Consider the following 13,159-nt stretch of genomic DNA (forward strand, 5'->3'; position numbering starts at 1 on the left):
CAAAATGAAGGTTGTTTATTCGTTATACCATATCCACATTGATGAGCGCCTGGAAGGCGGCGAGGACATCAAATTAATCGGAATTTATAGCTCTTACGATAGTGCGTTAAATGCTCAGCAGCGTGCATCGAAGCTGGAAGGGTTTAGAGATACTCCTGAGGAATTTGAAATATTCGAGAATACCCTTGACCAAGATGACTGGACTTCAGGATTTGTTACTCAAACTTAGTCAGTTGATAAGTAGGTTGGTCAAAAAGAAGCATTTGAGAAAACTTATAAAAAAAGATTCCAGCCCGATGAAGGCTGGAATCTTTTTTTATAACTGTACCCATAAATGGGTGATTACAATAATGTTAATCTGATCGTTTTCGTCGTTGGCTGCAGACATTTTGTTTCATCGCAGGATTGATAGGAAAGGCCGCAATTGATCACATCGCCAGCTTTTGCATTCTCCATATTCAGGATGGCATTAAACGATGATTTTCCTTCGAAAACAAATACACCTTCCAGTCCCGGGTAGGGGATAGGAGCAGTGCTTTCCCAGTCTTTCTTTTTACTGACACCTGCAGGAAGTTCGAGAATGGTCTCCGTCTGAATAAAAGGACTGTCCTTAGAAACATAGGCATAAATGTGCCATCCTTGCAGGATCTCAGTATTAATGGTGAGCGTTGCCGTCTTTTTATCCTCACTGTATTTTAAACTTGCAGAAACTGAGACCGGATCTTCGGCTGTTGGAAGCTCTGCCCTGGTATTGATCTCCAGTACCGTCGCGACTTTGGATGGAGCAGATGCTGTGTTTGCAGAGGCTGTGTTTGCAACTGGTGTAGCTGCAGATATGGTGGTAGCATTTGCCGTGCCTGAAGTTGCAGGAGTTCCGGCTGGTGACATTTGAACACTTCCATTGGCCGGTTTGCCGGGAGCAGCGGCAGTTGAACTTCCAGCGGTTGTTACAGGATGTTCCGGTTTGCTGGAGTTTCTGCCATACGTATTGACCATAAACTTAAAGCCACCGGCTTCTGTATAGAACAATTGTTCTCTGTTTTTATTGAACCATTTTCTCCAGTCTGCTGCTGTGCTGAACTTTTCTTTTGTATATCGGCTGAGCAGACGCTGTCCCATTTCCTTATCCTGATTGTTTTCCATCAGCTGGATTGCTTTTTCAAGGATTTCAGGGTTTCTGTTGGAAATGCCCAGCTGCTGAGCATCCTGATCCAGCTGCAGGTTGTAACTGTCTAGCGGATAGAAGTATTCGTAGTTGTCGCGATAGTATTTATGGTACAAAGGGATGTTGGTGCCGAAAGCTTTGAAAAGCTCAGGCGTAGCATACATCCTGATGTAATCTTCGAAACTTTGCGTCTGATCCGTTACCGGCATTTTCAGAAACATTTCATTGTTATAACCGATGTCTTCGCCTTTTGCCTTTTTATCAACGAGCTCTTGTTGAAGTTTTTTCATGCGCAGGTTGCCTTCGATTCTGGAGGCTATGGCTTTATCAAACAGCTCTTTATCCAGACGGAAGATTTTCTCATCTATGCCATGGCGGGTTTCAATCTGGACTTTCATAACGATAGGTGGCTGACGGTCGAATTTCTTGATGTAACAGATGGAGTTGACGAATACCTGTTGAGCTTCCCTGGTCATGAAGTCCGGAGATCCGGAGAAACCCCACATGAGGAAGTTCCCTTGTCTGCCGATGGCCACAGCTTCTGCATTTTTAAGGCATACACCGCCGGAGATTACTTCCGCGTCGGGAGAGTCATCAAACCCTTCACCATGGGAAACCATACCGATGAGGTACTTGGTGTTGCTGGAAAACCCTTCGGTCACCACTTTCCAGCGGGGCATGGTTTTGGCGATACCCGCACCCTGAAATCCATTGAAGAAAGATTCCGGGGTAGGTTTGTCTACCATGGTCAATTGCACCTTATTGGGTGAGTTGAAGATCTCGTGACTGGTTCTGAGGTTTAGTGCTTCATCATCCAGACACTGGCAGTACCAGTCGAACTTCAGCCCAAGTGGGAGTCCGATATTGGGGGCCATTGCAGACATCAGGATGGCAGGCCTGTTGAATCCCGAAGGAAGTTTTAAAGGACCTGCGTCAATGATCGTTACGTCATACTGGTCGGACATTGCAGGTTGATAATCGCGGACATCTACCGCAAAAGCCTTTCTGAAGTTGCGCTCCAGGAAACGTTTGAAGTCGCCCATCCTGTTTTTATAGATCTCCGTATACCGTTCTCCGGAGGGCATGTAGTGTACGAAATCTTTGCCCTGGGGCATTGGTTTTTCAGGATTGTAGCCTACATAAAGCACGCTAAGTTGCACTTTGCCGGGCTGCTGGCTCCCTTGTGTCTGTACGCTGATCATCATGACCAGCAGGAGCAGGGAAAAGGATATCCTGTTGAAGTTTTTCATTGCTTTGTGTTTATTGGTTTATTTGCCCAGCAGTTCCGCAAGTTTGTTGTTCAGGGATTCACCACGTAGGTCAGTGGCAATGATTTTTCCGCTGCCATCGACGAGAAAACATGCAGGAACAGCCCTGACACCATATAAGCGGCCTACCGCATTGTTCCATCCTTTAAGGTCAGACACGTGGATCCATGGCAGTTGATCTTTGGCAATGGCATCCACCCATTTGGCCTTATCGCTATCCAGGGATACCGCAAGGATCTCAAAACCTTTGTCCTTATAGGTTGCATACTGTTTGCGCAGGTTCGGGTTTTCGGCCCTGCACGGCGCACACCAGCTTGCCCAGAACTCAACAAGCACCAGTTTTCCTTTCAGGTCGGCCAGGGATACCGGCTTACCATTAACGTCATTCTGTGTGAAGGCAGGTGCATCTACACCCTTTGCAGTGCTGCGCATGGCATTGATCCTCTGACCCAGCTCCTTGCCGGTGTCATTTCCGCGCAGACTGGCATTCATGGCATTGTAGATCGGTTCAATTACAGGAACATCAACCTTGCCGCCAGCAGCTTCCGAAAGTGCCACCATCCCAAAGAAAGAGTTGGGGTGATCTTTCGCGAATTGTAACTGCTTTTCAGCCCTGTTTTTCAGGTTTTGACGGTAACGGGTATCTACCGCTTTGGCGTAGGCCGTATCTTTCTGCTGTTCCGGAGTCCCCTTTGCAAAGTCGGCATTGACAGCCTTGGTGAGCTCCATGATGGAACCGCCAATGGTCTTGTTGTAGGCGACGGCTTCATCGTATACCTTTGAACCGCTGAAGGCCGCATTACTCAATGAGTCTTTGGAACTGATTTTTACCTTTTCCTTACCGAAGTAAAAGTAGATGGCATCTGCATTCGGGGAGTAGATGGCATGGGGTTTACCTTTACCTTCATGAGACAGGGCCATGCGTGCATAAGAGTTGCCGCTGACGTTGCCTTTGAAGGTAAAAGCACCATTCACCAGTATTGTGGAATCTTCATGGCTGACGCCATTGTCCATGTAATCGATGTACACCTTTGCCAGAGCGGACAGGTTTCCTATTTTTCCTTCCAGGGAAAAAGGAGCACTTTGTGCCATGCCCAATACGGGGATGCCGGCAAGTAAAATGAGAACTAAACTATTTTTCAATTTCATGTTTTTGTGTGTAAAGAGCTGCCGCAGCGGGGGAATGCTGCGACAGCAGGTTGTTGTTTTAATTGAGGCGTAATTAAATGAGCTTATCTGATGGTCATGTCCACAACAGTGCCGGGAATGCCTTCGATTTTTTTGATGAAAGTACCATATTGACCTACACCGATGTTTACAAAGTAGATGGTGCCTTCCGTTCCTACCATTAAAGATTCCTGGTCATCAGAAATCTTGATCATGGTGATCTTCTTGCCGCCGAAATTCGTTACCAATTCCCTTACTTCTTGATTTAAAGGGTTGTAACGGTAAACTTTTGTTCCTGAAGCGATGTAGATGACTCCATTGTTGGCACCTTGCCATTTGGTATCCTCATTAATCAGATCTGGACGGATGAACAGGCGCTTGTGCTGGGGCTTGAAGGTGAAAGGTCCATTAAATTCAACGTTAAATTTAAGTTCATAGAGCTGTCCATCTGCCGCCTTACAATAGGCAAAGGTGTCGTCTCCATTCAGCTGTATCATCTGCACCAAGTCTAAACCAACATTAATCGGGTCAAATATGGAAGTACTGTTCACCGAATACTGAGTTCCGAAGTACATTGGGCCTCCGTAGAAATTGAAGCGCAGAAACTGCTTACGGTTTTTGTCGAAAGCGATAAAATAATTAAAGGTTTGACCATTTACCTGCGAAAAATTCATTACAAACGAAGATGCAAGCTGGTAGTCACCCTCACTTGGCAATCCGAACATACCATAAGTGTTGGATTGATCCCATGTATTGGTGGTGCCACCGTAGAATGAGCCGTTAATAATCCCCATCATGACGCCTTGGGGATGTGCAACTATGCTGCCTACTTCAATCTCGTCAGGTGCCAGGAAGAAGTTATCCTTCAGACTATTTGGGTATTTTGGGTTTAGAAGCATGGTATTAGCATCCAGTGCGACACCACCATTTTTGGTGATAATCCAATAGCCCATGATGGAATTGTTAGTAAATCGGTTCCTCAACAAGAAAAGATTTTTTGGATTCGACGGCAGATCTTCTCCATGTATAGCCCTGTACAGACGAGCCTGCACGGAGCCATCAGGTTTCACAAACGACAATTGCGTGGTTCCATCCTCAATGCTCAGAACTGCTGTTCCTGCGGCGAAATCCGTGGCTCCTTCGATGAAGAAGTTGTGGAAGTACTTCATGCCGTTGGTTTTGTTATACACGGTAAGTCTTGCTTGATAACGCTTAGCTTCGAGACCAAAAATGGTTCTCAGCGCCGGACCTACGAAATTAAGTTCCGGACCATTGATAACGCTTATGCGCCACTGCAATTCAATCTCTGCACCATCCACATTACTGATGGTCGGTTTGATGATGAGGCTGTCGCCCACATTCGCCATATATACAGAATCAAGATTGGTTACCTGTGGTGTTCCAGGCATATTGATATCATAGTCACCCAGATCTTTGTGGCAGGCAGAAAGCAACATGGCCAGGCTTACCATCAATAAGGTTAATTTTCTAATGTTCATGTCTTTAGATTTAAACAACTTCTTTACCATTTTCATCTATAAAGTAATACCTGCCGCTTTGCGGATTTTTCCTGAGCAGGGTTTTCTTTGCTGGGTTTGCTGTATTATAGAAATAATAATTATCGGTATTTCCGGTAACTACTTCCTCCAGTATGTATCCCTTTGCAGTATTCTTGTTCACCCAGTTGAAGGGGTTGTTCAGCATACTGCTGAGCAATCCTGTAAAGTAAAGGTTCTTAGGTGCTTCAAGTCCGCCTTGAGTCCCTGTCGAAAGTGTAATTTGTCCTGTAGTCAGGATGAAAAGTTCATGTTTGGTACGGGAATAATTGGTGAGCCATTGGTCCCACCATCCTGGTTTCTCCAACTTTGCAGAGAAGACTACTTTTGCTCTGATCAGGTGAGGGTTTTCGATGCCGAAATCTTCTGAGGCAGTAAGCTTGATGATCAGGGAAACGGCACGCTCTTCCATAGCCTTGTCCTTATTGAAAATAATAACCGGGATGGACATGCCACCACGATTGGCAGGTATGGTGTAAGAATTTTGCAGTGTTTGATAGTGCAGTTCTGGTACGGCAGTAGAGGAATCCTGCTCAATACGGATATTGAACGTTCTGTCGCGATCTACTCGTACGCCGGAAATGCGGACAGGAATCATAACCGTATCCCGGGCCCTTGTAGGCTCATAGGCGAAGGTACTGACCAGGCTGTCCTTATCGCCGTTATAGATGTCAAAGTAGACCCCTGCAGCATGATCAAAGCGCTGTTCCTCTGCTTTTTTACAGGAAGCGAATGCCAGCAGGGCACATATGATGAAGTGATGTAATTTCATAATTTCTGATTTAGTGTATTGCTATCGGTTATCTGCCTCCGTAAACGATTTCATCATTTGGAAGCGGCAATATGTAAATGTTATCTGATGCCGGTATGAAGGATCCTGTCTGACCAGAAATGGGCCTGTTGAGTCTTTTATACATGTAGAACATTTGCCCTTCTGCCAGCCATTCCTTGCGCGCTTCTTTCAATAATTCCGTCGTTAACTGTTCTTCGGAAGCAGCTTCAATACCCACCATACCTCTTGCCGCGCGTACTTTGTTGAGGTAATCTGCTGCGCCAATCAAATTGCTTGTAGCAGTACATTCGGCAGCGATGTAGTACATTTCGCTAAGACGTAATGCAGGTGCCATCAGGTAATGGAGATTGGCATTTTCTTCCTTGCTTAATGGATTCCTTCTGTACTTCACGATGTCGGAAGTTCGCTCACCGGAAGGCTGGGCTATGGAGGAAAGCCATTGTTTGTAGCGATTATCATCGGCACCAGTGCCAGCGGTTTCATAAATGATCTTGCCGAGGTCATCCTGTAGGTAAAATTTACTTGTTCCAGATGTGAACCATTTGTCTCTTATATCGTCTGCTGCACCTGGGATGTACCATCCAAAAACAAGTTCTTTATACAAAATCCTGTCTTTTTTTGCTTCTTCGAAAGCAATGAAGTCACTTGGCGAAGTCCATGGGAACTTTTTCGAATTGATTACTTCCAGTGCGTTGCTCAATGCTTTTACCTTATCGTTTTTATAGAGATAAATTCTCGCAAGGGTGCCGCAAACGGCGTAGTAGTTGAGGTGGTGTCTTCTGTTCTGAAGGAAAAGCTGAGGCGATTTTTCTTCACCATTCAGTGTGGTGTCTGTTTGCACAGGGTAGCCTACCACGTAACTTGCGCTGCGGATCGGGTCTATGGTAAGCAGTTCCTTTGCGGCTTCAAGATCCTTGATCATCAGGTCAATACTTTCGGCAACTGTGGACATTGGAGTGACATCTTTGGAGTATTTCGTAACATAAGGAATTCCTTTAGCGGAGGGGTTCCTGACGTAGGATGCTGCAAACATACGTAGGGCATCAAAATGAAGATAGGCGCGGAGTGCCAATGCTTCGCCCTTCACTACACTGTAATTGTTGCCGTTAAAGATGTTTTTCTTCTCATCAATATTTTCAAGTATGAGGTTTGTATTGACAATCCCATTGTACAAACCGATCCATATTTTGTCTTTACGGTCAATGAATTCACGATTTTTATAGTTAAACAAACTGGTTTGTCTGTACTTCATGTTGTCGTCCTGGTTCATGGTATAGTTCTGTGCCAGTACTTCCAGTGTGCCGAAGGTCAGTTCCCCTCCATAAAGGTCAGATTCTGTACACCGGTTATAGATTCCATTGAGTGCTTCAATGAAACCACTTTCTGTACTGAAAAGGATGGGAGCGGAAATCTCCGATTCCGGCTGTACCTCCAGCCATTTTTTGCAGGAGCTTAAAAACCCAGAAAGTAATATCAGACCGATTAACAATTTGATATTCATATTTTTATATTTTAATTCCATTAGACGAAAATTTAAAAGATGGCATTTATTGAGAAGGTGACACTCCTTGCGAAAGGATAGTCAATTCCACGTTCCTGTTTCACTGAAGACCAGCGTGCGATGTCGTTTGCCGTTAGAGAAAGCCGCAGGTTGGACATAGAGATTTTCTTTGCCAATCGCTGGTCTACGTCATACGAAAAGTTAACCGACTGCAGGTTGATCGAGTTGTCTGGCTGCACAAACCTGGAGCTGACGTCAGTCGTTCCCAGGTCGGCGATATTTTTATAAAACGTACGATCGCCTGACGTTTTCCATTTATCTTCAAATACACGACGGTCTACGTTGAATCGGGCATCTGCATTTTCTACGCGGTCTACCAATGTCTGGTTATACATATCTCCACCAACACGTGTTTGGAATACGGCATTCAACATAAACCTTTTGTAAGTAAAAGTACCACCAAAAGAACCATCGAGTTTTGAATCTGCATTGCCGACTACTACAATATCTTTTATGTCATAGTCATAGGTAAGTGTACCATCTCTTTTGATGTAGAGTTCGCGGCCATTCTCCGGGTCTATGCCCAGGGACCGTACGGCATAAATGGCGTTGATGGACTGACCTTCATTAAACCTCAACAAAGGAATGCCTTTAAATCCATCTTCAGATACAGGCTTGGTCTGCTCGTTATCCACACGGTCATTGTAACTTTTCAATGAATTGGAAATTCTGACGATCCGGTTTTTATTACTGACAAGGTTGGCCATCAGATTCACAGACCAGTCCTTGCTGCGCACAACATCCCACCTCATGTTCAGCTCCGCACCCTTGTTTTCCATATCGCCCAGGTTCTCCTTGTAAGAAAGGAATCCGGTAGAAGGAGGCAGTGTAATATCGGCGAGGATGTCCTTGGTGAACTTACGATAGACTTTCGGAGAGATGTACACCCTGTCGTGGAACAAGCCGAGCTCCAGGCCGATATCTGTATTTAACGTTTTTTGCCAGGACAGGTTTTCATTTCCATAATTTCTAACATTGGCACCAATTCCTGAAGAATACCAGTTGCCGCCCACGTAGTTATAAGTGGTGCGGGAGAGGTAGGGGTCAAAGAGTACGGATCCTGTAAGTCCTGTAGATGCTCTCAGGCGCAGTTGGCTGATCACAGGGTGGCCTTTCAGGAACTCTTCATTGTGGAGGTTCCAGCCAAGCCCCAGCGACCAGAATGGCGCCAATTTATTGTCAACACCAAATTTAGACGATCCGTCGATACGAACCGAGGCATCCAGCAGGTATTTATTTTTGAAGGAATAGTTGAGTCCTACAAAAGAACCGAAAAGCCTTGACTTTTCTATCCTGCTGTTAGGCTTACCATCCTCTGCATATCCTTTAGCAAAGCCAATGCTGCTGAAACGGTCATTCGCAAAGCCGATAGCGGTAAACTCTTTGGCGTCGGAAAGTTCCGTACGCATATTTACTCCAGCCAGAACGTTAAAGTAGTGGTCAGCAATTTGTTTCAGCCAGGTCAGACGGATGTTTCCGTCCCAATAGGTTTCTTTACGTTCCCGGCTGGTGTAAGAGCCTTTTTCGTCTATTTTCGCGGTCTCATAGAAATAAAATTCATTAGACTGCGGCGACTTGAACAGGTCGTCGTTGCCCATGCGGCTGGTTAAGCTCATCTGTCCTTTCAGACGCAGGTCTTTGGCGATCTCCATTTCTGCAGAAAGGTTATCGATGATCTCCGTGTAGGAAGATTTGTCAAAGCTGCTAAGCGTGGCATCATAAAGCGGGTTCAGAATGATCTCCGGGTTATTTGTGTCTTGTTTGTCCCAGATGTCAATTTCCCGGATCACCTTGCCGCTCGCATCTGCAAGAGGGTAGTAGGGATTGGTCTTTACATAATTTGAAAAGGCGCCGTATGGAGACTCCTTACCATTTACCTGCGTAATAGACAAATCGTTTCGGAATTGTAGTTTATTTAGGTTATAAGAGAAGTTCATACCTCCGGAATATTGGTCCCTGCCGGAACCTTTCATTACTCCCGGCCTTGTCTGATAGCGCAGGTCGACACCGTAACGAAATGCTTGAGATCCACCTTCAAGATACAGGGAATGCTTCTGTCCGGCTGTCGTTCTGACTGGTTGCGAAAGCCAGTAGGTATTTACGCCGCCAACAACATTAGCCAGCCTGTGATAGTAGGCTGCATCGAGGATATCCTGAGCCGCTTTTGAGTCCCCGGTGGTGTAAAGACCTGCAAGCACTTCGTATTCCAATTTATCTTTCGCATTAAGTACATTGTAGTCGGAAAGGTCGGCGCCGGTTACGTTGACTTCATAATTGTAGCTTACACGTAGTTTGCCTTCCTGAGGTGCCTTGGTAACGATCACGAGAACACCATTCGCCGCACGTGCACCGTAAATAGCTGTCGCTGCTGCATCTTTCAGCAAGGTCACTGATTCCACCCTGTTGATGTCCAAATCGAAGATTTTCTGTGCATTTACCTCATATCCGTCAAGGATAAAAGCTGGCATGTTGACGTTACCCTGGATGTTGTCCCTTCTCAATACGTCAGTACTTCCTGTAGGCAGTGCTGAAGAACCACGTACATTGATGGAAGGAATGGCATTTGGATTCGAGCCCAGGAGGTTATTGTCGATCAGCTTAAACGATGGGTCGAAGGTCTGGATACTGGCCAGCAGGTTCTGTGGGTTGACTCTTTTTAGGTCTGCTCCCTTAATCGCTATGGCCGTACCCGTAAAGCTGTCCTTTTTGATGGTCTGGTATCCGGTGACGACCACGTCGTTCATGGTGTTCACCTCCGATTCAAGGACCACGGTCATATTTGCATCAGTGATCTTGACCTCTTTTAACTTGTAACCTATGTAGCTGAAGATCAGTACATCACCAGGGTTAGCCTCGATTTTGAAATTTCCATCACCATTGGTCTGACTTCTTACGCTCCTGTTGCTTTTTAAAGAGATGTTTACACCCGGAATCGGCTGGTTGGTTTCTTTATCGACGACCCTTCCGCTGATAGAGACGATGGCTGAGGTTTTTCCGGTAGTCTGTTCGGTCGCTTTCGGGCTCAGGACGATGGTCTTATTCACGATGGTGAAATTTAGGTTGTCGTTCTGCAGGCAGATTTTCAGGGCTTCATTCAGCGGCACATTTTTAAGCTCTACATTCAGGCGCTGATCAGAGGCCTTTACTTTGCCGGTATAGAAAAATAAATAGCCTGTCTGTTGTTTGATGTCTTTGAATATCGTCTCCAGCGTTGCATTTTTCCTGGAGATGGTCACACTCTGGGAGAAACTGGCAGCCGATAAATGCAAAGTGCCGATCAGTAATAAAATAGCGGTCAATTTCATCACTATTAATAGTTTGTACTTTACCCTCTGTATCTGAGATACAGGGTTGTAAAGAAAAGTTAATTTCATACTTTTGGAATAGGATAAGGTGAATAATTGCAGCCTGGTTTTCGACGGCTGGCTGCCGACCTTTTTTCAAGCCGGGAGAGGTGAGATGCTTCCGGCTTTTTTAGTCTTCAATCTGTGGTGGTTCTAGACGAGTAAATTTTCTTTCATGCGAAAAGCTTTTAGCAGTAAACAGTTTAGTTAGTTGGTATAATGGTTTAGGGTTGATGTTAATGGTATCGGTTTGTGGTGGTGATGGTATATGCTGTTTAGTTGTTAGTTGCAGGTAACATTGATGGTCTTGCCCTTAACTTCAAAATGTACGTTGTTAATTTCCAGTATTTTAAACACATCGGATAGTTTGTCATTCCTGGAAATCTCCCCGTAGAACTTCTCTTCACAGGGTTTTCCTGAATAGGTCACATCGACGTTGTACCAGCGTTCAATCTGACGCATTACGGTCTGCAGGTCATCCGCTTCAAAGGCAAATACACCATTTTTCCAGGCAATCTCCTTGTTGAAGTCAACGTTCTGGACGTTGATTTTTCCAGGCTGACTATAACTTACCCGTGCCTGCTGTCCGGGCGCGAGCACACTCTGGCTTCCGTTGACGCTGACCTTTACTGCCCCTTCGATCAGTGTGGTACGGATGTCCTGTTCATTTTCATAGGCATTCACATTGAAATGTGTGCCCAGCACTTCTACCGTTTGTACGCCAGATTTGATAATGAAAGGCATGTTTTTATTCTTAGCCACTTCAAAATAGGCTTCACCCTTTAAATTGACTGTTCTTGAATTGCCCTTAAAAGATGAAGGATAACTCAGGGAGGTTGCCGCATTTAGCCAAACGTGCGTACCATCAGGAAGTACCACCTGGTATTGACCCGCCCTGGGTGTGCTGATGGTATGCAATGCTGTTGAGCTGTTGTCATTTTCCGTTTGATCGGACTCAATGACGGTATAGATCAGCTCACCGTTAGCAGTTTTACTGATGCTGATGCCTGGGAATTCGCCGATGGCCCCATTTGCAGCATCATCAAGTACGATCTTCTTACCATCCGCAAGTGTCAGTACCGCTTTATTGCTGCCAGGGTAAATCGTGGAGGCCGAATCTGCAACAGGCTGAGGACTTTGTAAATAGAAATAAGCACCTATTGAAAGGGAGAGCACCACCATTGCTGCGGCTGCATAGCGGAACCAGCTGCTCCTAAATAGAGGCGAAGGCTTTGGGTTGATCTCTTCCTCCACCTGCAGGCGGATGCGTGCTTTAAGGTCGCTGAAATATTGTTCATTGTCGGCCGTAATCAAATCCTCATTCAGATCGAATACATTATAGTAGGTCTCCAGGAAACTGATTTCCTCTGCAGTGGCCTGGTCAAGACGATATTTTTCTAAAATAGCTATGAAGTGCTGTTTGTGTATTTCTTTCATCTGTATGGCTGATGATCGGTTTCCCTATCTTTATAATCGGTTTTCCCTACCCTTTATATATACATGAGTCGGAAATTTCGAAATAGCCCACGCGGATGTAAAATATTTTTCAATTTTTCTATCGAAAGTGAGTACGTGTGGTTTTTAGGTCTGTTGTTTTGTTTCAAAACCTGATTTTCGCGGAAGGTTTGTCGTCTTTTGTAGAATAATGGTAGATATTCGGGAGGATGTAGAGATCTTATGGTGTTCTACCGTCTCATCGCTTCGTAAATCATGAGGAAGTTGAAGACCATCATCGAAGTTTTCAGTGTAGCAAGTGCTTTGCCCATCTGGTTTCTTACCGTTTTTGGGGAGATCTGGAGTTTTTCCGCAATCTCCTGGCTGCTCATTTCTTCTTCAAAACGCATCCTGAAGATGGCCTGTTGTTGTGTGGGTAGCGAGTTGACCAGCACATTAAAGGCCTGCAGAAATTCTTTGTGCAGCATGCCCGCATCGGCACCTCCATGGCGGGCTTCCAGCTCATGGGCAGCATCCTGGGGAACGCCCATGAACTTCCCTGCTTTTTCCATGTGTTTGAACACACTGTTCCTGGAGGCGACAAAAAGGTAGGCGGGGAGGTTGTCTATGGGTGATTTCGTACCACGGACCCAAAGCTGAACGAACACATCCTGGGCAATGTCTGCCGCCTGGTCTGCATCATTGAGTCTTTTGTAGGCGGCATTGTATACCTGTTTCCAGTATTTGTCATACAGCACGTCAAAAGCAGCTTTGCTGCCCTCGCTCAACTGCCGAAGCAGCATCGCGTCTTCTTCGCTATGGACTATTTTATCCTGATACATGCTCACCCTCTGTAAGTCAAATCTATAAA

The 13,159-nt window shown here is 45.4% G+C and carries 9 protein-coding genes; 1 reads left to right on the forward strand and 8 read right to left on the reverse strand.

Annotation, left to right across the window (positions count from 1 at the left end):
- The first annotated feature begins 4 nt into the window (after window positions 1-4).
- Complete coding sequence (locus PBAL39_RS17185; RefSeq protein ID WP_008243824.1) at window positions 5-229, forward strand: hypothetical protein; 225 nt, start codon at window positions 5-7, stop codon at window positions 227-229.
- Between the two features lie 113 nt (window positions 230-342).
- Here the strand turns inward: PBAL39_RS17185 and PBAL39_RS17190 are convergent, their stop codons facing one another.
- The 8 genes from PBAL39_RS17190 to PBAL39_RS17225 form a co-directional block, all read right to left on the reverse strand.
- Window positions 343-2,415: a protein-disulfide reductase DsbD domain-containing protein gene (locus tag PBAL39_RS17190; protein ID WP_039866944.1), complete on the reverse strand. Its 2,073-nt coding sequence runs from the start codon at window positions 2,413-2,415 to the stop codon at window positions 343-345.
- 18 nt (window positions 2,416-2,433) lie between these two features.
- Window positions 2,434-3,582 carry a TlpA disulfide reductase family protein gene (locus tag PBAL39_RS17195; RefSeq protein WP_008243826.1) on the reverse strand — a complete coding sequence of 383 codons (1,149 nt, stop codon included), beginning with the start codon at window positions 3,580-3,582 and terminating at the stop codon, window positions 2,434-2,436.
- An 83-nt stretch (window positions 3,583-3,665) separates the two neighbouring features.
- A complete protein-coding gene (locus PBAL39_RS17200; RefSeq protein ID WP_157274080.1) occupies window positions 3,666-5,099 on the reverse strand; it encodes a PKD-like family lipoprotein in 1,434 nt (477 codons plus the stop codon).
- A 10-nt stretch (window positions 5,100-5,109) separates the two neighbouring features.
- Window positions 5,110-5,928 carry a DUF4843 domain-containing protein gene (locus PBAL39_RS17205; RefSeq protein WP_008243830.1) on the reverse strand — a complete coding sequence of 273 codons (819 nt, stop codon included), beginning with the start codon at window positions 5,926-5,928 and terminating at the stop codon, window positions 5,110-5,112.
- Window positions 5,929-5,956: 28 nt separating this feature from the next.
- A complete protein-coding gene (locus tag PBAL39_RS17210) occupies window positions 5,957-7,450 on the reverse strand; it encodes a RagB/SusD family nutrient uptake outer membrane protein (RefSeq protein ID WP_157274081.1) in 1,494 nt (497 codons plus the stop codon).
- Between the two features lie 32 nt (window positions 7,451-7,482).
- Entirely contained in the window at window positions 7,483-10,815 is a 3,333-nt protein-coding gene (locus PBAL39_RS17215) for a SusC/RagA family TonB-linked outer membrane protein (protein ID WP_008243833.1), read from the reverse strand.
- A 321-nt stretch (window positions 10,816-11,136) separates the two neighbouring features.
- Window positions 11,137-12,291 (reverse strand): FecR family protein, encoded by a 1,155-nt coding sequence (locus PBAL39_RS17220; RefSeq protein WP_008243835.1) that lies wholly within the window; start codon window positions 12,289-12,291, stop codon window positions 11,137-11,139.
- Between the two features lie 248 nt (window positions 12,292-12,539).
- Window positions 12,540-13,130: an RNA polymerase sigma factor gene (locus PBAL39_RS17225; RefSeq protein ID WP_008243837.1), complete on the reverse strand. Its 591-nt coding sequence runs from the start codon at window positions 13,128-13,130 to the stop codon at window positions 12,540-12,542.
- Window positions 13,131-13,159 lie beyond the last annotated feature (29 nt).

The sequence above is a fragment of the Pedobacter sp. BAL39 genome, from assembly GCF_000170795.1.
Lineage (GTDB): Bacteria > Bacteroidota > Bacteroidia > Sphingobacteriales > Sphingobacteriaceae > Pedobacter.

Excerpts from the sequence above, each read along its gene's own strand:
- PBAL39_RS17200 (WP_157274080.1), bottom strand. The coding sequence starts at position 5,099 with ATGAACATTAGAAAATTAACCTTATTGATGGTAAGCCTGGCCATGTTG.
- PBAL39_RS17215 (WP_008243833.1), bottom strand. The coding sequence starts at position 10,815 with ATGAAATTGACCGCTATTTTATTACTGATCGGCACTTTGCATTTATCG.
- PBAL39_RS17190 (WP_039866944.1), bottom strand. The coding sequence starts at position 2,415 with ATGAAAAACTTCAACAGGATATCCTTTTCCCTGCTCCTGCTGGTCATG.
- PBAL39_RS17195 (WP_008243826.1), bottom strand. The coding sequence starts at position 3,582 with ATGAAATTGAAAAATAGTTTAGTTCTCATTTTACTTGCCGGCATCCCC.
- PBAL39_RS17210 (WP_157274081.1), bottom strand. The coding sequence starts at position 7,450 with ATGAATATCAAATTGTTAATCGGTCTGATATTACTTTCTGGGTTTTTA.
- PBAL39_RS17205 (WP_008243830.1), bottom strand. The coding sequence starts at position 5,928 with ATGAAATTACATCACTTCATCATATGTGCCCTGCTGGCATTCGCTTCC.
- PBAL39_RS17220 (WP_008243835.1), bottom strand. The coding sequence starts at position 12,291 with ATGAAAGAAATACACAAACAGCACTTCATAGCTATTTTAGAAAAATAT.
- PBAL39_RS17185 (WP_008243824.1), top strand. The coding sequence starts at position 5 with ATGAAGGTTGTTTATTCGTTATACCATATCCACATTGATGAGCGCCTG.
- PBAL39_RS17225 (WP_008243837.1), bottom strand. The coding sequence starts at position 13,130 with ATGTATCAGGATAAAATAGTCCATAGCGAAGAAGACGCGATGCTGCTT.